Origin of the sequence: Achromobacter sp. MYb9 (genome assembly GCF_002975275.1) — a bacterium.
GTDB lineage: Bacteria > Pseudomonadota > Gammaproteobacteria > Burkholderiales > Burkholderiaceae_B > Achromobacter.
The window spans coordinates 266,371-285,678 of sequence record NZ_PCOQ01000004.1 but is presented as its reverse complement, the minus strand read 5'-3'; the positions used below and the strand labels follow the sequence as shown (position 1 = coordinate 285,678).

Annotated in this window: 17 protein-coding genes; 13 read left to right on the top strand and 4 right to left on the bottom strand. The window is 65.7% G+C overall.

What is annotated here, in order from left to right; translation table 11 throughout:
* The 8 genes from CQ050_RS09465 (at nt 1) to CQ050_RS09430 (ending at nt 8,803) form a co-directional block, all read left to right on the top strand.
* Nucleotides 1-1,185, top strand: coding sequence for an acyl-CoA dehydrogenase family protein (locus tag CQ050_RS09465; RefSeq protein ID WP_105556546.1), 1,185 nt, complete (start codon nt 1-3; stop codon nt 1,183-1,185).
* A gap of 53 nt (nt 1,186-1,238) precedes the next feature.
* Nucleotides 1,239-2,297 carry an acyl-CoA dehydrogenase family protein gene (locus CQ050_RS09460; protein WP_233213906.1) on the top strand — a complete coding sequence of 353 codons (1,059 nt, stop codon included), beginning with the start codon at nt 1,239-1,241 and terminating at the stop codon, nt 2,295-2,297.
* The gene (locus CQ050_RS09455) at nt 2,294-3,064 is read left to right on the top strand and encodes a spermidine synthase (protein WP_105556545.1); all 771 of its coding nucleotides are present in this window, start codon (nt 2,294-2,296) and stop codon (nt 3,062-3,064) included. The genes CQ050_RS09460 and CQ050_RS09455 overlap by 4 nt, the downstream gene beginning before the upstream one ends.
* Nucleotides 3,065-3,265: 201 nt before the next feature.
* Nucleotides 3,266-4,018: a GntR family transcriptional regulator gene (locus tag CQ050_RS09450; RefSeq protein ID WP_105556544.1), complete on the top strand. Its 753-nt coding sequence runs from the start codon at nt 3,266-3,268 to the stop codon at nt 4,016-4,018.
* On the top strand, nt 3,969-5,285 hold the full coding sequence (locus CQ050_RS09445; RefSeq protein WP_199196768.1) for a malonyl-CoA decarboxylase domain-containing protein: 1,317 nt from the start codon (nt 3,969-3,971) through the stop codon (nt 5,283-5,285). Before CQ050_RS09450 ends, CQ050_RS09445 begins: the two co-directional genes overlap by 50 nt.
* Before the next feature lie 46 nt (nt 5,286-5,331).
* Nucleotides 5,332-6,123: an enoyl-CoA hydratase/isomerase family protein gene (locus CQ050_RS09440; RefSeq protein ID WP_105556543.1), complete on the top strand. Its 792-nt coding sequence runs from the start codon at nt 5,332-5,334 to the stop codon at nt 6,121-6,123.
* Between the two features lie 5 nt (nt 6,124-6,128).
* Nucleotides 6,129-7,670 carry a malonyl-CoA synthase gene (locus tag CQ050_RS09435; RefSeq protein ID WP_105556542.1) on the top strand — a complete coding sequence of 514 codons (1,542 nt, stop codon included), beginning with the start codon at nt 6,129-6,131 and terminating at the stop codon, nt 7,668-7,670.
* Nucleotides 7,671-7,831: 161 nt separating this feature from the next.
* Entirely contained in the window at nt 7,832-8,803 is a 972-nt protein-coding gene (locus tag CQ050_RS09430) for a tripartite tricarboxylate transporter substrate binding protein (RefSeq protein WP_105556541.1), read from the top strand.
* 12 nt (nt 8,804-8,815) lie between these two features.
* Here CQ050_RS09430 and CQ050_RS09425 read toward each other — a convergent pair whose 3' ends face one another.
* Nucleotides 8,816-9,772, bottom strand: coding sequence for an aldo/keto reductase (locus tag CQ050_RS09425; protein ID WP_105556627.1), 957 nt, complete (start codon nt 9,770-9,772; stop codon nt 8,816-8,818).
* 268 nt (nt 9,773-10,040) lie between these two features.
* Here CQ050_RS09425 and CQ050_RS09420 point away from each other — a divergent pair, with 268 nt between their 5' ends.
* The 3 genes from CQ050_RS09420 to CQ050_RS09410 all read left to right on the top strand — a co-directional run bounded on the left by CQ050_RS09420 (nt 10,041) and on the right by CQ050_RS09410 (nt 13,232).
* Nucleotides 10,041-11,012, top strand: coding sequence for an ABC transporter substrate-binding protein (locus tag CQ050_RS09420; protein ID WP_105556540.1), 972 nt, complete (start codon nt 10,041-10,043; stop codon nt 11,010-11,012).
* Nucleotides 11,013-11,405: 393 nt separating this feature from the next.
* Nucleotides 11,406-12,293, top strand: a complete 888-nt coding sequence (locus CQ050_RS09415; RefSeq protein ID WP_105556539.1) for an ABC transporter permease — start codon at nt 11,406-11,408, stop codon at nt 12,291-12,293.
* A gap of 144 nt (nt 12,294-12,437) precedes the next feature.
* Nucleotides 12,438-13,232, top strand: a complete 795-nt coding sequence (locus CQ050_RS09410) for an ABC transporter ATP-binding protein (protein WP_105556538.1) — start codon at nt 12,438-12,440, stop codon at nt 13,230-13,232.
* Nucleotides 13,233-13,284: 52 nt separating this feature from the next.
* Here the strand turns inward: CQ050_RS09410 and CQ050_RS09405 are convergent, their stop codons facing one another.
* The 3 genes from CQ050_RS09405 to CQ050_RS09395 form a co-directional block, all read right to left on the bottom strand.
* The gene (locus tag CQ050_RS09405; RefSeq protein WP_105556537.1) at nt 13,285-14,532 is read right to left on the bottom strand and encodes an FAD-binding oxidoreductase; all 1,248 of its coding nucleotides are present in this window, start codon (nt 14,530-14,532) and stop codon (nt 13,285-13,287) included.
* An 82-nt stretch (nt 14,533-14,614) separates the two neighbouring features.
* Nucleotides 14,615-16,255 (bottom strand): NAD(P)/FAD-dependent oxidoreductase, encoded by a 1,641-nt coding sequence (locus tag CQ050_RS09400; RefSeq protein ID WP_105556536.1) that lies wholly within the window; start codon nt 16,253-16,255, stop codon nt 14,615-14,617.
* A complete protein-coding gene (locus CQ050_RS09395; RefSeq protein ID WP_105556535.1) occupies nt 16,255-17,766 on the bottom strand; it encodes a polyamine aminopropyltransferase in 1,512 nt (503 codons plus the stop codon). The genes CQ050_RS09400 and CQ050_RS09395 overlap by 1 nt, the downstream gene beginning before the upstream one ends.
* 89 nt (nt 17,767-17,855) lie before the next feature.
* Here CQ050_RS09395 and CQ050_RS09390 point away from each other — a divergent pair, with 89 nt between their 5' ends.
* Both CQ050_RS09390 and CQ050_RS09385 read left to right on the top strand, forming a co-directional pair.
* Nucleotides 17,856-18,242 (top strand): DUF350 domain-containing protein, encoded by a 387-nt coding sequence (locus tag CQ050_RS09390; RefSeq protein ID WP_105556534.1) that lies wholly within the window; start codon nt 17,856-17,858, stop codon nt 18,240-18,242.
* Between the two features lie 40 nt (nt 18,243-18,282).
* The gene (locus CQ050_RS09385) at nt 18,283-19,305 is read left to right on the top strand and encodes an SPFH domain-containing protein (protein WP_105556533.1); all 1,023 of its coding nucleotides are present in this window, start codon (nt 18,283-18,285) and stop codon (nt 19,303-19,305) included.
* Nucleotides 19,306-19,308: the final 3 nt, after the last annotated feature.

Sequence of the window (19,308 nt, the reverse complement as noted above, 5' to 3'; positions counted from 1 at the left end):
ATGAGCCGATGGGAGAACGCGGCGCAGGATGACGCCGCCTTTCGCCAGCAACTGCGGGAGTGGCTGGCCTCGGCCTACGCTGGCTTCGTCCGGCAGTGGCCGGGCGGGGCTGCCCCGCGCGATCTGGATTTCAGGCGCGCCTGGGAAGACACCCTGTGTGCGAATGGATGGTCCGGCCTGGGCTGGCCCGAAGCGTATGGCGGGAAAAACCTGCCGTTGTCGCGGCAGGCCGTGTTCCACGAAGAGCACGCCCGCTGCGGCGCGCCGCTGGGCGTGAACCTGATTGGCCACGGCATTCTGGCGCCGACGTTGCTGCACTTCGGCTCCGAGGCGCAGAAACGCCGATTTCTGCCTGGCATCCTGGCCAACCGCGAGGTCTGGTGCCAGGGCTATTCGGAACCGGGCGCCGGGTCCGACCTGGCGTCGGTGCGCACGCGCGCCGAACCCGCGGCAGGCGGCTATCGGCTGAACGGCCACAAGATCTGGACGTCGTTCGCCGACCGGGCGCAGTGGTGCTTCGTGCTGGCGCGCACCGATCCGCAGGCGCCCAAGCACCGCGGCCTGAGTTTTTTGCTGGTGGACATGGGCAGCCCTGGCGTGCGGGTCGAGCCCATCCGGCAGATCACGGGCGAAGCCGAATTCTGCGAGGTGTTCTTCGAAGACGTCTTCGTGCCGCAGGACCTGCTGCTGGGCGAGCCGAACCAAGGCTGGAAAGTGGCGATGGCCGCGGCCAGTTTCGAACGCGGCACCTACTTCATCCCGCGCCTGGTGCGTTTTGCGCAGGAACTTGATGTGGTGCGCCACCTGGCGCTGCGCCCCGACGCATACGGGCACGTGCCGGCCTCATCGGCCGCCGTGCGGCATAAATGGGCGCGGTTGGCGGCCGACAGTCATGTGCTGGCGCTGAAGTCGCAGCGCGCACTGGCCGGCGCCATGCGGGGCGACCCGCCCGGCCCCGAAGGGTCATCCACCAAGATTCACTGGAGCGAAGCGCACCAGCGCCTGCTTGAACTGTCGATGCAATTGCTGGGTGAAACGGCTTGCCTGCCCGAAGGCGCCGACGCGCAAGCAGCGGCGCTCACGCATGCCTATCTGTGGTCGCGCGCGGAAACCATCCTGGCCGGCACGTCCGAGATTCAGCGAAACATCATCGCCGAACAGATGCTGAGCCTGCCCAGGGGCTGACGCCCGATGGCCCGGCCGACCGCATCGTTGCCCCTTCATTGATTTCGATTCCTATGACTCTGCCTTTGACCGAAGACCAGCGCATGCTGCAAGACGCGGCCCAGCGCTTCCTGGCTGAACGCCATCCTTCTTCAGCGGCGCGCGACGCGGCCTTGCGGCCGCTGGGCGCCCGGCTGGCGCTGTGGGGCGAGATCGCCGAGCAGGGCTGGCCGGCACTGCTGGCGCCTGCCGCAGCCGGCGGCTTGGGGCTGGGCCTGCGCGAGGCCTGGATCGTGGCCGAAGCGGCGGGGCGGCACCTGTTGAGCCTGCCGCTGACGGCCAACATGGTCGTGCTGCCTACCTTGTGCGAAGCAGGCATCGACGGGGTGGCCGCGCAATGGGCGCGGACAATGATGGACGGCGGCGCCTATTTCGCCGACGCGGCCTTGCGCCCGGACGGCTCGGCCTTTTTCGAAGGTGCGGGCGAGGGCGTGCCGGCGCTAGGCGTGCGCAATCTCGGCCCGAGGACGTTGCGGCTCGAACGGTATGCGCCGGTGCCCGGCGCGGCAGGCCTGGACCCCACGATGCCGGTGGCCCAGACGACGCGGCCCGAATTGCTGGACGGTATCGATCTGCCCGTCGAGGCTGGCACGTGGCGTCGGCTGCGGACCCGGCTGTGCCTGCTGCGTTCCGCCGAACTGCTTGGGGCCGCGTCCGCAGCGTTGGATATCGCGGCCGCCTATGCGCGCGAACGTCGCCAATTCGACCGTGCCATCGGCGCCAATCAGGCGATCAAGCATCGTCTGGCCGACGACTGGATGGCGCTGGACGACGCGCGCCTTGCCGGCATGGCGGCGGCGTCGGCGCTCGATGCCGGCGCTGCTTCGGCGGACCGCGACAGCCTTTACGTGCCCTTGCTGGCGGTGGAGGGCGGGCGCCGCGCCGCCCAGAATGCGATCCAGGTGCACGGCGCGATGGGCGTAACCTGGGAGTGCGACGCCCACCTGTACCTGAAACGCGTGCTGCGCCTGTCGGCCAGCCTGCATGCGGAGGCGTCCTGCTCGGAATTGCTGGAACGCATCTGGGAAGGCGGCGACGGCGGCGAAGTCGTCCGCCCTACAATGCCGCCATGAATAAATCGAACTTTCCCTCTGAACTGGACCAACCCACGCTGTCCGAAGTGGATGGCGTCCGCTATCTGCACTTCAACACCGAATGGGTCCAGGGCGCCATGCGCATCAAGAATCCGTCGGAACTGGTGCTGGAATACACCGGCCAGATGATGGCGTGGCTGCTGTTTCTGGAACCGCCCAAGGAAGAGGCCATCGGCATGCTCGGCCTGGGCGCGGGATCGCTCGTGCGGTTTTGCGTGAAGCACATGCGCAGCCCCTTGCTGGCGGTGGAATGGAACCCCCGGGTGACGGCGGCTTGCCATATGTTCTTCCGTTTGCCGGGAGAAAACCGGCTGCGGGTCGAGCACGCGGACGCGGGCGCCTGGGTGGCCGACCCGTTGAATGCCGGGCGCTGCCCGGTACTGATGGTGGACCTGTACGACGCGGCGGCCGAAGGGCCGGTGCGCGACAGCGTGAAGTTCTACCGCGATTGCCGGCGGGTGCTGGGCGACGTTGGCGTGCTGGCGGTGAACCTGTTCGGCCGCCACGACAGTTTCGGCAAGAACATCGACAACCTGTCCAAGGCGTTCGACGACCGCGTGGTGCTGCTGCCTGAAGTCGACGCCGGCAACCAGATCGTGCTGGCGTTTTCAGGGCCTAGCCTGGCGATCACGCCGGCCGAGCTGCTGGAGCGGGCCGAGGTGGTGGAATCCCGGTACGGACTGCCGGCGCGTCGCTGGGCCCGCGCGCTGACCCGCCATGCCGTCGACGGCGTGCTGCATTTTTAAAGCGTAGGGCGGCCAGTCGGCCGTGCTGACCCTCCGGGACGCCGGGGGGCGTCTATCCGGGGCGTCCATCGGGGGGGCAGACCCCCGCCTTCCTATTAGGGTAGTCACGGGGCGCGAAGGGGGTTTACCTTTTCCCCGGCCGGGATCTATCATGGGTTTATTCATAATTATGAATTACGGTGTAGTCCAAACCGCCTCCCCATGAGCCAACCCATCGTCCGTCAAGCCCTGTACCTGGAAGTCGCGGATCGGCTGCGCGCCATGATCCACGCGCGCGCGCTGACTAACGGCGAATGGATCGACGAACTGCGGCTGGCGGGCGAGCTGGGCATTTCCCGCACGCCGTTGCGCGAAGCCTTGAAGGTGCTGGCCACCGAAGGGCTGGTGCGGCTGGAGCCGCGGCGCGGCTGCTTCGTCAACGAACTGTCCGCGCAAGACCTCGAAGACATCTTCCCGTTGATGGCCATGCTGGAAGGGCGCTGCGCCTTCGAGGCCGCGCGCAAGGCCACCGACGCCGAACTGGCCGCGCTTGAGCCGCTGCACGCCGAACTGGCGGGCCATGCCAAAGCCCGCCGCATCGACGCCTACTACCAAACCAACTACCTGATCCACGAGGCCGTGCAGGCCCTGTCCGGCAATCAGTGGCTGAACGACATGGTGGGCAACCTGCGCAAGGTGCTGAGCCTGTCGCGGCATCGCAGCCTGGCGCGGCCGGGGCGTATTGAACAATCCTGCGCCGAACACCTGGCCATCTTCGCCGCCCTGAAGGCGCATGACAGCGAGGCCGCGCAGGCGCTGGCGCACACCCATTTGATGCGGCAGCTGGAAGCGCTGCGCGCATTAGCCCATGAAGACGCCGCCGATCCGGCGTTATCCGATCCCATCGTCATCCAGGAGCCCGCCCATGTCCGTACCCGCCAATCTCGCGCCCGCGCGGGGCGCACGCACGCCTGAGCCCGAGGCCGAAGCGATCGACGCTGCGTCGGCCGCCGAAGGAGCCAGCCTGATCACGCGGTTGGGCCGCTTGTGGGAGCGCGGGCGTCTGCCCAGCGAATCCGAAGTGCGGCGCCTGTTCGAAGCGCGCTTGACCGACGTGGCCGCGAACAAGCTGGCGCGCCGCTGGTGCGAACAATACAGCGCCGCCGACGGCAAGGACCGCCGGTTGATGCTGGCCGCGTTGGCGCAAGTCCGCGCCACGTACGCGGGCGATGGCGGCGAAGGCGCGCGCTTGTTCAAGCGCTTCAACGCCCAGGCGCAGGGCCTGCGTTTTCTGGTGGAATTGCGCGCCGATATGCTGCGCTGGCGCAAGCAGGTCGCGGGTATCCAAAGCCTGGACAAAGAGCTGGAAGGCCTGCTGTCGGCCTGGTTCGATGTGGGGTTGCTGGAGCTGCGCCCGCTGACCTGGGATTCGCCGGCGTCGTTGCTGGAAAAGCTCATCCTGTACGAAGCCGTGCATGAAATCACGTCCTGGGACGACCTGCGCCGCCGTGTATCGCCCGACCGCCGCTGCTACGCTTACTTCCATCCGCAGATGCCGGGCGTGCCGCTGATCTTCGTGGAAGTGGCCTTTGCCAGCCAGATGGCCGACAACGTGCAGGTGCTGCTGGACAGCACGCTGCCGCCCCAAGACCTGGACAAGGCCCGTTGGGCGATCTTCTATTCCATTTCCAATACGCAACCCGGCCTGAAGGGCATCAGCTTCGGCAATTTCCTGCTGAAGCGCGTGGTCGAACAATTGCTGGACGAACTGCCCAAGCTAAAGTCCTTTGCCACCCTGTCACCCATCCCCGGGTTTTCGGATTGGCTGGGCAAGCTGGACGCCGAAGCCGTCGAAGGCATCGTGCGCGAAGACAAGGCGCGCGCCAAGGAGCGCAAGCGCGAGGGCGTGCCGGACGGGCAGCGCTGGGTGTCGCGCCTGGCCAAAGCCGCCCAGGGCCGCGCGCCCGACGTGGTCAAGCGCGCGGGTTTTCGCCTGGCCGCCTGCTATCTGCAGTCCATGAAGAACAGCTTGCCGCTGGATGCCGTGGCCCGCTTCCACCTGGGCAACGGCGCGCGCATCGAACGCCTGAACTGGGCGGCGGATACCTCGCAGAAAGGCCTGAAGCAGTCTTGCGGGCTGATGGTGAACTATCTGTACGACCTCGATGAACTGGACACGAATCTGGCCAAGCTGGGCGACGGCAAACCGCAGGTCAGCCGAAGCGTGGGCCGCGTGGCCTGATCGCCGGATACACGGCGCCATCCATAAATAAGAAAGGGCAGGGGACATGACGCAAGACGTGACTGGCCGCGTGCGGCTGGAACGCGAAGGGGCGCTGGCCTGGGTGACGCTGTCGCATCCCGGCCGCCTGAACGCGATAACGGTGGGCATGTGGCGCGAACTTCAGGACGTGTTCACGCAGTTGGCCGCGGATGACACCCTGCGCTGCGTGATCGTGCGCGGCGAGGGCGGCAACTTCGCGGCGGGCGCGGACATCCGCGAGTTTCCCGTTCAGCGGGCCGACATGGCCGGCGTGCAGCGCTATCACCGCGAAATCCTGGCGCCCGCGCTGCAGGCCGTGGCGCAATGCCCGCATCCCGTCATCGCGCAGATCGAAGGCGTGTGCGTGGGGGGCGGGTTGGAAATCGCCAGCCAATGCGACCTGCGCATCGCGGGCGCGTCGGCGCGTTTCGGCGTGCCCATCAACCGCCTGGGGTTTCCCATGGCGCCAGATGAAATGCGCGGGCTGTTGGCGTTGGCCGGGCGCGCGGCCACGTTGGCCATCCTGCTCGAAGGCCGCGTGTTCGGCGCCGAAGAAGCGCTGGGCCTGGGCCTGTTGACCCGCATCGTCCCCGATGACCAGGTGGACGAGGCCGCACGCCGCAGCGCCGGCCGCATTGCCCAGGGCGCGCCGTTGGCGGCCCGCATCAATAAACGCTTGTCCGCAAGGTTGGCCCAAGGCGGCGCCTTGACCGAGGACGAGTATCGCGATTATTTCTCCTATGCCGAAAGCCGGGACCACAAGGAGGGCGTGCGCGCCTTCCTGGCCGGCGTAGACCCTTCCTTTTCCGGAGACTGACCAAGGTGAGCAACGCCAACCTCTATGCTGTCCTGCAAGGCGGCTTTCCCAAAGACCGCAGCAAAGTCGCGCTGGAAACGCCCGACCTTGAATACACCTGGGACGACATCGATCGCGCCACGGCGTGCCTGGCCAACCTGCTGACGTCGCTTGACCTGCCCGACGGGTCGCGCGTGGCGGTGCAAGTCGAAAAATCGCCTGAAGCGCTGTTGTTGTACCTGGCCACGCTGCGCGCGGGGCTGGTGTATCTGCCGTTGAACACGGCGTATCGCGAAGCCGAGATCGAGTACTTCCTGGGCAACGCCGAGCCGGCCGTGGTGGTCTGCGCCAGCAAGAACCATGACTGGGTGCAGCGCGCCGCTGACAAGGCGGGTTGCGCGCATGTCTACACCCTGGACGAAGACCGCACCGGCACGCTGCTGGACGCCGCGGGCGGCTTGCCGCAAACCTACAAGACCGTCGTCCGCCAGCCCGATGACCTGGCCGCCATCCTGTACACGTCCGGCACGACCGGCCGCAGCAAGGGGGCGATGCTGTCGCACGGCAACCTGGCCGCCAACGCTCGGGTGCTGCACGAGTACTGGGGGTGGCGCGAAGACGACGTGCTGCTTCACATGCTGCCTATTTTCCACGTGCACGGCCTGTTCGTGGCGTCGCACGGCGCGCTCCTGGCCGGCGCCAAGATGATCTGGTTGCCGAAGCTGGACGCCGACCAGGCGTTGCATTACCTGCCGCGAAGCACGGTGATGATGGGCGTGCCGACGTACTACGTCCGTCTGTTGGCGGACCCGCGTTTCGACCGCGCGGTGTGCGCCAACATGCGCCTGTTCATTTCGGGTTCCGCGCCGTTGCTGGCCGAAACGTTTTCCGATTTCCAGACGCGCAGCGGCCACGCCATCCTGGAACGTTATGGCATGAGCGAGACCGTCATGCTGACGTCCAACCCCTACGATGCCAAGCTGGGCGAGCGCCTGGCCGGCACGGTCGGCCGCGCGCTGCCGGGCGTGCAGGTGCGCGTGGTGGACGATGCCGGCATCGCGCTGGCGCCGGGCGAAATCGGCAATGTGCAGGTGCGCGGACCCAACGTGTTCTCGGGCTACTGGCGCATGCCGGAAAAGACCCGCGAGGAATTTACCGAAGACGGCTGGTTCAAGACGGGTGACGTGGGTCGTTGGGGCGGGGAATCCGCCGGACGCGACGTGCCGGCGGACTACCTTTCCATCGTGGGCCGCAGCAAGGACCTGATCATTTCCGGCGGCTTCAACGTCTACCCGAAAGAGATCGAGACCTTGATCGACGACATGCCCGGCGTGGCGGAATCGGCGGTCATCGGCGTGCCGCACGCGGATTTCGGCGAGGCCGTGGTGGCCGTCGTCGTGCCCAAGGACGGCGTGTCGCTGGACGGAGCCGCCATGCAACTGGAGCTGAAGTCGCGCATCGCGAACTTCAAGGTGCCCAAGCGCGTGCATATCATCGACCAGCTGCCGCGCAACACGATGGGCAAGGTGCAGAAGAACGTGCTGCGTGAAACCTACAAGGCGCTTTGACGCCGACCGGGATGCCGGCCTCCAGGGGCCGGCATTTTTTTTCCAAGGAGGCCCATCCCCACATAACGCAACGCCGTCCTGGCAGCTTCATTCCATAAGAAATTCAAGAGACGAGACGCACAAAATCGCGCCGTCCCCATGATGCAGCAAGAGGAGACAACATGAAAGTTCGCACGACCGCCGCGGCCGTATTCGCCGTGGCAGCCCTGAGTTTCGGCGGTGTGGCCGCCGCGCAATGGCCAGAGCGCCCCATCACGCTGATCGTTCCGTTCCCCGCTGGCGGCGGCACGGATACGTTCGCCCGTCCGTTGGCCCAGCAACTGACCACGCAGCTGGGTCAGGCCGTGGTCATCGACAACAAAGGCGGCGCGGGTGGCACGGTGGGCGCGGGCGTGGCCGCCAAGGCTCGGCCGGACGGCTACACCTTCTTCATGGGCGGCGCGCACCACGCGTTGGCCCCATCGCTCTATAAAAGCCTGAACTACAACATTCAAAAGGACTTCGTGCCCGTCGCGCTGGTGGCGCAGCCGCCGCAGGTGGTCGTCATCAATGCCACCAAGCTGCCGGTGAAGACCCTGCAGGAATTCATCGATTACGCCAAGAAGCACCCTGGCGAAATCAACTACGGCACGGCAGGAAAGGGCAGCACGCACCACCTGGCCGGCGAGCTTTTCGCCATGCAGACCGGCATCAAGTTGGTGGACGTGCCGTACCAGGGCGCGGGCCCGATGCTGTCGGCACTGATCGGCGGTCAGGTCGATCTGGCGTTCGATGGCCTGGGATCATCGTCGGGCCACATCCGCGCCGGCGCCATCAAACCGCTGGCGGTGGCTGCCACCGAGCGGTCGGCCTCGTTGCCCGACGTACCGACCGCCGCCCAGGCAGGCGTGCCCAACTACGTCGTGTCGACGTGGTACGCCATCTGGGCGCCAGCCGGCACGCCGAAAGAGGCGGTCGACAGGATGGCCGTTGAAATCACCAAGGCCTTGAACACGCCGAAGCTCAAGGAAACCTGGGCGGGCAACGGATCGTCGATCCCCACGCTGACGGGTGCCGATTTTGGCAAGTTCGTCGACAGCGAGGTGGATCGTTGGGCCAAAGTCGTGAAGGATTCCGGCGTCAAGCTGGATTGATGCTGCCCGCGCCTAACGCCACTCGCTGGCCTGGCTGAGCCGGGTCAGCTGGTCATGCGTCAGCGTCAGGCTGGCGGCCTTGACCAGTTCGTCCAATTGGGCGACCGACGTGGCGCTGACGATGGGCGAGGTGATGCCAGGCTGCGCGATCTGCCAGGCCAACGCGGCCTGGGCAGGCGTGCAGCCGGCGTCTTCGGCAACCTCGTCCAGCGCTTTCAGGATGCGCAAGCCCCGCTCGTTCAAGTAATTGTCGACAATCTTCTGTCCGCGCGCGCTTTTGCCGGCATCGGCCGCGCTGCGGTACTTGCCGCTGAGAAATCCGCTGGCCAGCGCGTAGTAGTTGATCGTGCCCATCTGCTGCGTCTTCACCAGGCTCTGCAAGCCGGATTCGAAAGGCTCGCGGCTATACAGGTTGTATTCGGGCTGGATGCTTTCGTAGCGAGGCAGGTCGTGGCGTTCCGCCGTGATCAGCGCTTCGGACAAGCGCACGGCCGTGTAGTTCGACGCCCCGATCGCGCGCACCTTGCCGGCTTCGATGTGCTTGGCGTATTCAGCCAGCGTGTCGGTCAGCGGCGTGTTGGGATCATCCTTGTGGGACTGATACAGGTCGATGTGATCCGTTTGCAGGCGGGCCAACGAAGCTTCCAGCGCGCGGCGGATATACGCGGGCGCCAGGCCCTGCGCGTCGGGCCCCATCTCCATGCCGACTTTGGTCGCGATCAGCACGCGATCGCGTTTGCCGGAACGCTTGAGCCATTTGCCGATCAGCGTTTCGGATTCGCCGCCCTGGTTGCCGGGGGCCCAGCGCGAATAGACGTCGGCCGTGTCGATGAAGTTCAGGCCCGCGTCGACCAGGGCGTCCAGCAGCGAGTACGTGCCGGCCTCGTCGACGGTCCAGCCGAAGACGTTGCCGCCGAAAGTAAGCGGGGGAATTTGCAGGCCGGAACGGCCCAAAGCGCGTTTGATCATGGCGTGGCCTTTGAATGCGTCGACGGGCTGCGGGAAAGGGCGGCCGCGCCGGTTTAGGATATTGGCGCCGCGTGCCCCGGCATGGGGCATTGCGTTTTCGGCATGCACCATTTCAGGGATTCCCCCCAAGTTATTTTGCGTGGCGGCAAGTTAGACTATACGGCTTTATGGTCAGCCAGACAGGCGGGAAGCCGCCGACGGGGCCATAACGACGAAACCCCCACGAAAACCCCCAACGAACAACTACCAAGGGTTCAAGGAGCTTAGTATGCTGATCGGAAAAAAACATTTTCTGACGGTTGGCGCCATGGCGCTGGCGATGGCTATCGCCGCGCCTGTGGCTGCGCAGCAGAAGTCGGTGGCGATCACCGCCATCGTCGAGCACCCGGCGCTGGACGCCGTCCGTGACGGCGTGCAAGACGCGCTCAAGCAAGCCGGCTATGAAGCGGGCAAGAACCTGAAGTGGCAATACCAAAGCGCGCAGGGCAATAACGGCACCGCCGCGCAAATCGCCCGCAAGTTCGTGGGCGACAGGCCCGACGCCATCGTGGCCATCGCCACGCCGTCCGCGCAAGCCGTCGTGGCCGCCACCAAGGACGTGCCGGTGGTGTATTCCGCCGTGACCGACCCCGTCGCCGCCCAGCTGGTCGCCAGCATGGACGCCTCGGGCACCAACGTGACCGGCGTGTCGGATCTGTTGGCGCTGGACAAGCAAGTCGACCTGATCAAGAAGATCGTTCCGAACGCCAAGCGCGTGGGCATGGTCTACAACCCGGGCGAAGCCAATTCGGTCGTGGTCGTGAAAAAGCTCCAGGAAATCCTGCCCAAGTACGGCATGAGCCTGGTGGAAGCCGCCGCCCCGCGTTCGGTCGACGTGGCCTCGGCCGCGCGCAGCCTGATCGGCAAGGTCGACGTCATCTATACCAACACCGACAACAACGTCGTGTCGGCCTATGAATCCCTGGTGAAGGTCGGCAACGACGCCAAGATCCCGCTGATCGCGTCCGACACCGACAGCGTCAAGCGCGGCGGCATCGCCGCCCTGGGTATCAACTACCGCGATCTGGGCGTGCAGACGGGCAAGGTGGTCGTGCGCATCCTGAAGGGCGAAAAGCCCGGCGCGATCCCGTCGGAAACCATCTCGAAGCTTGAGCTGTACGTGAATCCGGGCGCGGCCACCAAGCAAGGCGTGACCTTGTCGGATGCGATCATCAAATCGGCCGCGGTGGTCGTGAAGTAAAGCGGTTCCGCAGGCACCCCGCCACGCCTACCCGGCGTGCGCGGGGTTTTTGTTAAGTTTTTTTGGTGTGTCTTGCCTTACCCCATGGTCTTCAGGGCGGCAGCGTTCACAAGATGCTCGCGGCCCGGCGCAGTTTGCTGGTCTTGAATTGCCGGGTGCCCCGCCATGCTGGCGCGCGCCGCACCGGGCGTTTTTGCTCCCTGAACGGTCTTGTACGACTCCGCTTGCGGCATTGCCGACACGCGTGGAGACGCTTTGGCAGGAAACAAGCGAAAATGGCGGACCGGGAAACGTTTATTGCGAAAGCTGGGGTAAAACTGACCCCCAAACGCAAGAAATCCGACGTTTCAAGTCTTTAATATGCACCTTCCTTACCCTGATTGGATTTGACTCATGTCATTGTTCTCGTTGTTAGGCGCGTTGGAGATCGGGCTGATCTTCAGCCTGGTGGCCTTGGGCGTGTTTATCTCCTTTCGCCTGCTGCGCTTCCCCGACCTGACCGTTGACGGCAGCTTCCCGCTGGGCGGCGCGGTCTGTGCCACGCTGATCGCCTCGGGCACCGATCCGTTTTCCGCCACCATCATCGCCACGTTCGCCGGCGCGGCCGCGGGCCTGGTAACGGGTTGGCTGAACGTGAAGCTCAAGATCATGGACCTGCTGGCCAGCATCCTGATGATGATCGCGCTGTACTCGGTGAACCTGCGCATCATGGGCAAGCCCAACGTGCCGCTGATCACCGAACCCACTGTCTTCACGATCTTGCAGCCGGGCTGGATTTCCGACTACGTCGCCCGCCCGCTGATCCTGATCGTGATCGTGATCCTGGCCAAGCTGGCGCTGGACTGGTTCTTCGCCACGCAGACCGGCCTGGCCGTGCGCGCCACCGGCTCCAACGGCCGCATGGCCCGCGCGCAAGGCGTCAACACCGGCCGCATGATCCTGGGCGGCATGGCGCTGTCGAACGCGCTGGTCGCCTTGGCCGGCGCGCTGTTCGCGCAGACGCAAGGCGGCTCGGACATCTCGATGGGCATCGGCACCATCGTGATCGGCCTGGCCGCGGTGATCGTTGGCGAGAGCATTCTGCCGTCGCGCAAACTGATGCTGGCGACCCTTGCCGTCATCATCGGCGCCATCGTCTACCGCTTCTTCATCGCCCTGGCGCTGAACAGCGATTTCATCGGCTTGAAGGCCCAGGACTTGAACCTCGTCACCGCGGTACTGGTCACGGTCGCCCTGGTCATCCCGATGCTCAAGCGCCGCCTGGTCGGCAAGAAAGGATGATGCCCACCCCCGAAGCGCTTGTGGCGCTTCCCCCTCAAGGGGGCGCCGCTGGCGGACCGGCAAAGCCGGCTCCGCGGCGGCCCCGGTCTGGCTGCGCCGGCTTCATGCGGCGCGGGTGCTGCGACTGCACAATGGAGTACTGAAATGTTGTCCGCTAAAGATCTCAAAATTACTTTCAACGCCGGCACGCCCATCGAAACCCGCGCACTGCGCGGCATGTCGCTGGATATTCCGTCGGGCCAGTTCGTGACTGTCATCGGCTCCAACGGCGCCGGCAAGTCCACGTTCCTGAACGCGGTGTCGGGCGACTTGCCCGTGGATTCGGGCCGGATCGACATCAATGGCGTGGACGTCACGCGCCAGCCCGTCTGGGCGCGCGCCGGCCGCGTGGCCCGCGTGTTCCAGGACCCGATGGCCGGCACCTGCGAAGACCTGACCATCGAAGAGAACATGGCGCTGGCGCAAATGCGCGGCGCGCGCCGTGGCTACAGCCGGGCGGTCAAGGCATCGATGAAGGACGGTTTCCGCGAACGCCTGTCCACCTTGGGCCTGGGGCTGGAAAACCGGTTGACCGACCGCATCGGCCTCTTGTCGGGCGGCCAGCGCCAGGCGGTCAGCCTGCTGATGGCAGCCTTGCAGCCGTCGCGCATCCTGCTGCTGGACGAGCACACCGCGGCGCTGGACCCGCGCACGGCTGACTTCGTGCTGCAGTTGACGGCCCGCATCGTCGCCGAGAATCAGCTGACCACCATGATGGTCACCCACAGCATGCGCCAGGCGCTGGACGTGGGCGACCGCACGGTAATGCTGCATCAAGGCCAGGTGGTGTTGGACGTGTCCGGCGACGAACGCCGCGGCATGGACGTGCCGGACCTGCTGGCCATGTTCGAACGCGTGCGCGGCGAAAAGCTGTCGGACGACGCGTTGCTGCTGGGCTGATTCCGGCTTTTCTCAGAAGACCGTCGCGCGGCCTTTCGGGGCCGCGCGGCCGTTAGAGGAACCGGCCGGGCCGGAAGGCCCGGTAGCGGGATTCTGCTGCCTCGTCGAACATCAGTTCGCCCAAAATCTTCGCCGTGCCCGGCGCCGTGCTGAACCCGATGTGCTGGTGCCCCAACGCCAGCCATAGCCCTGGGTGGCGTGGCGCTTCGCCGATCATCGGGCGGCTGTCGGGCAGGGTGGGGCGGCGGCCCAACCAGGCGGCAGGGTCCAGGCGTTCGCCCAACGGGAATGCTTCGCGCGCGCGCGATTCCGCCAGCGCCAGTTGGTCGGGCCGGGCGGGCGCATCGCAATCGTCCAGCTGGACGCCGGTGGTCAGCCGCAGGCCGCGCGCCATGGGCGACAGCACGTAACCGCCGCCGGTGTCGTAGACGGGCCGGCTCACGCGGGCGCCATCCTTGCCGCCGTAGTGCATGTGATACCCGCGTTCGAAGGCCATGGGCAGGTCGATGCCCGTCGTCTTCAACAGGCCTTTGGACCAGGGGCCCAGCGCCACGACCAGCTGATCCGCCGACAGCGATTCGGAATCCTGGGACCCCTGCACCGTCCAGCGCTGGCCATCGCGGCGGATGGCGGTGGCGGCGGCGCGTTTGAACATGCCGCCCGACCGCAGGAATAATTCCGCATAGGCGGCAACGACCTCATGCGGGTCGTCGACCGAATACGATCCCTGGATCCACAGCGCTCGATGGAAGATGGGGGCAAGCGCTGGCTCCATTGCCGCCAGTTCGGCGGGGCTAAGGACCTGCGTCGGCACGTCATGCCGGGCAAAGGTCTCGCGGGCTAGCGCACTCCCGTCCCAGGCCGCTGCGCTGCGGTACAGGAACACCCATCCCGTGTCGCGCAAACGATGGCGCGCGCCAGCAGCGTCCAGCAGTTTCAGGTGTTCGGGCGCGGACAGCCGGATCAGGCCGTCCAGGGCTTCGACGGTTTCGCGGAAAACGGCGGGCCGCGCATGCATCAGGAAACGTGCCGCCCAGCCCAGGTTCCGCGCCAGGTATCGCGGGCGGTAGCGGAACTGGACCGTATCGTTTTTCAGCAAGCGGGGCAGTTGCCGCCATAAGCCGGGATGGTTGAACGGCATCAGCGAGCTGCGCGCCAGCACGCCGGCGTTGCCCATCGACGTTTCCATGCCGGGTTCTTGCTTGTCGACCAAGGTCACGGTCGCGCCGCGGCGCAGCAACTCCAGCGCGCAGCAGACACCGACAATGCCTGCGCCCAAGACGATGACGTGCTTTCCCATGAGTTTTTATTCGAAGCGTCGAGGCCGGGAATTGTATTGCAGCGGATGGCGGCGCAGGAGGGAATCCGTCGCGCCCGCCGCATCAGGCTTGCGGCGGCGGTTGCCCAAGAATTCGGCCGGCCGCCACCACGCCCCACCACGAGGCCTCTTCGAAGACGGAATAGCCCGATAAGTCCGCATGCGCGAACAAGATCGGGCCGTCGACCTCGCGCAACGCCGCGAGTCCCGGATTGGACAGGTAGCCGCATCGTGGCGTGGCCATGGCGTGGCCGCGCACCGTGATATCAAGCCGGCGCGCATTGCGCCAGAACTCGCGGCCATACGCGGCCACGAGGTCGGCGGCGGCTTCGTCGCGCAGGTCTTGCGGGCGAGTCGTGGCCAGCCATTGGCGCGCGGCGTTCGGCGTCTGGCCGCTTAGCGCGTGGTACGCGGTGAACACCGTGCGCGGTGACCGCGTCACGCGCAGCAGCTGGTGCGTGGACACGACGTAGCCCAACGCCTGGCCCTGGTAGACCACGTTGTCCCAGGACAGCGGTTCGCCGGGCGCTTCCAGCGGATAGCCTTCCAGCACGAAGTTCGACACCAGCCACGGCGCGTGCGGCGAGGCGTGCGCCGCCGGGTCGTAGCCATATGCGCGGATGTCCGGCAGGATGCGCTGGGCCACGAACAGCGGCATGGCGCAGACCGTGCGGCGCGATTGCAGCGTGTAGGCGCCGGGAGTGGCGCCCGGGGTCACGCAAGTCGTGAGCGTGCCGCCAGGCGTCTCGTTGACGCGCACCGCGGTGCCCGCCAGCAGCCATCGCGCGTGCCCCAACTTTTGCGTGATCGCGTCGCGCATGCGGTCCGTCAGCGCGGACAATCCCCCGGGCCAGGTCAGGACCGCGCCTTCGCCCGCGTTGGCGGCGTGGCCGTCGCGGCTGGCGAAGTAGTGCAGGCCGGCCCAGGCCGATACCACGTCGTACTGCGCGCCATAGTCATCGCGGCAGCAGTAGTTCAGGTACCAGTGCAGGGCTGGCGACGTGTAGCCTTCACGGTCCAGCCATTGCTTGAACGTGATCGTATCCAGCACGCGCCACGCGGCATCTTGCGACGACAGCGCGATGGGAATGCTGAAGACCTTGCGGCCGTCGCTTCCGGTCTGCGTGTGGAGCCGGTCAATCAATGCCAGGAACCGGCGGTGCTGCGCCACGTCCGCGTCGGGCAATCCCGTCATGGGCAGCAGGGCGTCTTCCCATCGGCCGTTGCGCAGCAGGCGTTCTTGCGGCGAGTGCACCAGGATGGATTCGTCGTAATACGGGCGCAGCTCGGCCGCGCCGCGTTCGATGATGCCGAAGTCGGCCAGCATCTCGCGCACGTGGGTCGACGCCATGGATGGCAGCGGCAGATAGTGCGCGCCCAACGGATAGTCCAGCTCGTCTTGCCGGCCGGCCGCCGCGTTGCCGGCGAATTCGGGACCTTGGACGACGACGAAATTCGTGTGCCCCTCCCGCGCCAGCTTCCACGCGCAGGACAGGCCGGCCACGCCGGCGCCCAGGATGGCCACGTCAGGCCGGTAGCTGGCGGACGGAACGGGCAGCGCCGCGCCGTCGCGCAAGGCGTGCCCGGCCTGCATGCCGGGGTAATGGATGTGCGGCGTGGTCTCGACGATGCGCGACCGGTAGTAGCCGGCCGTGCTCGCCACCGCCGCGATAGCCGCGCCCAGCAGGAAGCTGCGGCGCTGCATCAGCGGATGACCTTGCGCCAGTCCTCGTCGAAATAGCGCACGAGCGACTGCTCATTCAAACGATTCGGCGGCATCGCCAAGGCTGGCATGTCGGCCGGGAAGTGGAACAGTTCGCGGGTGGTTGCGGGATCCAGGTAGCGGGTGGGGACGGTGATCTTGTCGGGCGGCGTGTAGTCGCGCCGCTTGCTGGCCAGGATGAAGCCCCAGTCGCCGAACGACGGCACGTAGGCGTGGTAGGGCCAGGTGTTCAGTCCCGCCTCCTTCAAGGTGGCGTCCACGCTCCAGAACGAGCGCGGCGCGAAGTAGGGCGAGGTGGACTGAACCACCATGTAGCCATTCTCGGCCAGGTGGCGCGCCATCAGGTGATAGACGGGCACCGAGTACAGCCGGCCCAACCCGAAGTTGGAGGGATCGGGAAAGTCCACCACGATGAAGTCGTAGACCTCGGCGTGGGTTTCCAGCCAACGGCCAGCGTCGTCGTTGATGACGGTGACGCGCGGGTCCTTCAACGACCCCTGATTCAGCTTGACCAGCGGTTCCGAGCGAGAGAACAGGCCGGTCATGGCGGGATCCAGATCCACCAGCGTGACATGCTCAATGTTCTTGTACTTAAGAATTTCACGCACGGCCAGGCCGTCGCCGCCGCCCAGCACCAGCACATTGCGCGCCCAGGGCAGCGCCTGCAGGCCGGGATGCACCAGCGATTCGTGATAGCGATGTTCATCGCGCGACGAGAATTGCAGGTTGTTATTGATGTACAGGCGCAGGTCGTCGTGCCAGCGCGTGACCACCAGGCGTTGGTAGGGCGTGGTTTCGGCGTGCACGACGTCGTCGCCGTACAGTCCTTTCTCGGCCCAGGCCGTCATGGCGGAGGAATACATGAAGCCTAGCGCCAGGAAGCCGATCACCACGCAGGCGCGGATGGCTTTTTCGCCGGGGCGGCGGATCTCGGCGCGGAACAGCCAGGTGGTCCATAGCGCCACGCTGGCGTTCATGATGCCGAACAGGAAGCTGGTGCGCAGCAGGCCCAGCTTGGGCGCCAGCAGCAAGGGGAAGATCAGGGATACGGCCAGCGCGCCCAGATAGTCGAACGTCAGCACCCGGCTGACGATCTCCCGGAATTCGGCCTTGCGCTGGTTGAAGACACGCATCACCAGCGGGATTTCCATCCCCACCATCAGGCCGATGACGAAGACGCCCACGTACAGGGCGGCGCGGAAGGGGGCCGACAGCCACGCGAACACCAGAAACAGGACCGCGGCGGAAACGCCGCCCAATAACGCCACCAGCAGTTCGACGTCGATAAACCGATTCAAAACGTCTTCGTCTCTTACATATTTTGACAACCACGACCCGATGCCCATGGCGAACAGGTAGCAGCCGATGACGGAAGAGAACTGAAGTATCGAATCGCCCAGTAAATAGCTGGCCAGCGCGCTGCTGATGAGCTCATAGCCCAAACCGCAGGAAGCAACGATCAATACCGATAGGATGAGAACGCGGTCGCGCATGAGGTGTCCGACACGAAAAATGCGTTCGCAGTATATCGAACGCCGCGTATATACTGCGCGCAATTGGGAGGGTGGCAATGGGAGAAGCGATGCATCCGGCGGTGACCTATCTGATCTATATCGTCTCGGCGCTTGTCATGCTGGGCATTTTCACCGCGGTTTACACCGCCGTGACGCGCTACAGGGAATTCGAACTGATCCGCGAAGGCAATGTCGCCGCCGTGCTGTCCTACGGCGGCGCGCTGGTGGGTTTCAGCTTCACGCTGTGCTCCAGCATTGCCGTCCACGCCAGCTTCGTGATGTTCCTGGTTTGGGGCATCGCCGCCATGGTGGTGCAGATCGTCGTGTACGTCGTGGTCGCCCGGACCATCCGCGGCATGAACGAAGCCATCGAACAGAACAATATCGCCATGGGCGGCCTGATCGGCGCGATCTCGCTGTCTGCTGGCGTCGTCAACGCCGCCTGCCTGACCTGAGCAGGCGCGCCGCATCCGATCTGACACGGGAGGACTTTCCATGAGTCTCGGTTCATTTATTCGCAAGCAGTTCATTGACATCCTGCAATGGAACGAAGATCGCGACGGCGTACTCGCCTGGCGCCATCCCATGCAGGATTTCGAAATCCAGTACGGCGCCAGCCTGACCGTGCGCGAGTCGCAGATGGCGGTGTTCGTCAATGAAGGCAAGGTGGCCGACGTGTTCGGTCCCGGCATGTACAAGCTGACCACGCAGACGCTGCCGATCCTGACCTACTTGAAGAACTGGGACAAGCTGTTCGAGTCGCCCTTCAAGTCGGACGTGATTTTCTTCAGCACACGGCTGCAATTGGGCCGTCGCTGGGGCACGGCGCAGCCGGTGACGCTGCGCGACAGCGAATTCGGCATGGTGCGGCTGCGGGCGTTCGGCGTGTATTCGTATCAGATCTCGGATCCCGCCAAGTTCTACCGTGAAATCAGTGGCACGCGCGACGAATACACGGTCGACGACCTGGAAGCGCAACTGCGCAACATGGTCGTCGCGGCGATGACGACGGCGCTGGGCGGCTCCAAGGTGCCGTTCCTGGACATCGCCGGCAATCAAGGCCTGATGTCGCAGAGCATCAGCGAACAGCTGGCGCCGGTGTTCGACCGCTATGGCGTCAAGCTGGACAACTTCACGGTGGAAAACGTGTCGTTGCCCGAAGAACTGCAAAAGGCGCTGGACACGCGGATTTCGATGGGCATGGCGGGCGACCTGGGCAAGTTCACCCAGTACCAGACGGCCACCTCGATCCCGCTGGCGGCGCAGAACGAAGGCGGCATCGCCGGCATCGGTGCCGGCTTGGCGGCCGGCGCCGCGCTGGGGCAGACGATGGCGGCGGGATTGGGCGTTGGCCAGGGCCAGCCCGCGCAGCCAGCGCAACCGGCGGCGCCCGCGGCCGCTCCCGTCGACCCCGCCGCGCGCCTGCAGCAGTTGAAGGACTTGCTGGACAAGGGCTTGATCACCGCCGCCGACTACGACACGGCCAAGGCGGAAGTCCTGAAGAAACTCACCAGCTAAGGC

Coding starts and splice junctions, on each gene's coding strand:
- CQ050_RS09465 (WP_105556546.1), top strand. CDS start 1: ATGAGCCGATGGGAGAACGCGGCGCAGGATGACGCCGCCTTTCGCCAG.
- CQ050_RS09460 (WP_233213906.1), top strand. CDS start 1,239: ATGACTCTGCCTTTGACCGAAGACCAGCGCATGCTGCAAGACGCGGCC.
- CQ050_RS09455 (WP_105556545.1), top strand. CDS start 2,294: ATGAATAAATCGAACTTTCCCTCTGAACTGGACCAACCCACGCTGTCC.
- CQ050_RS09450 (WP_105556544.1), top strand. CDS start 3,266: ATGAGCCAACCCATCGTCCGTCAAGCCCTGTACCTGGAAGTCGCGGAT.
- CQ050_RS09445 (WP_199196768.1), top strand. CDS start 3,969: ATGTCCGTACCCGCCAATCTCGCGCCCGCGCGGGGCGCACGCACGCCT.
- CQ050_RS09440 (WP_105556543.1), top strand. CDS start 5,332: ATGACGCAAGACGTGACTGGCCGCGTGCGGCTGGAACGCGAAGGGGCG.
- CQ050_RS09430 (WP_105556541.1), top strand. CDS start 7,832: ATGAAAGTTCGCACGACCGCCGCGGCCGTATTCGCCGTGGCAGCCCTG.
- CQ050_RS09425 (WP_105556627.1), bottom strand. CDS start 9,772: ATGATCAAACGCGCTTTGGGCCGTTCCGGCCTGCAAATTCCCCCGCTT.
- CQ050_RS09420 (WP_105556540.1), top strand. CDS start 10,041: ATGCTGATCGGAAAAAAACATTTTCTGACGGTTGGCGCCATGGCGCTG.
- CQ050_RS09415 (WP_105556539.1), top strand. CDS start 11,406: ATGTCATTGTTCTCGTTGTTAGGCGCGTTGGAGATCGGGCTGATCTTC.
- CQ050_RS09410 (WP_105556538.1), top strand. CDS start 12,438: ATGTTGTCCGCTAAAGATCTCAAAATTACTTTCAACGCCGGCACGCCC.
- CQ050_RS09405 (WP_105556537.1), bottom strand. CDS start 14,532: ATGGGAAAGCACGTCATCGTCTTGGGCGCAGGCATTGTCGGTGTCTGC.
- CQ050_RS09400 (WP_105556536.1), bottom strand. CDS start 16,255: ATGCAGCGCCGCAGCTTCCTGCTGGGCGCGGCTATCGCGGCGGTGGCG.
- CQ050_RS09395 (WP_105556535.1), bottom strand. CDS start 17,766: ATGCGCGACCGCGTTCTCATCCTATCGGTATTGATCGTTGCTTCCTGC.
- CQ050_RS09390 (WP_105556534.1), top strand. CDS start 17,856: ATGCATCCGGCGGTGACCTATCTGATCTATATCGTCTCGGCGCTTGTC.
- CQ050_RS09385 (WP_105556533.1), top strand. CDS start 18,283: ATGAGTCTCGGTTCATTTATTCGCAAGCAGTTCATTGACATCCTGCAA.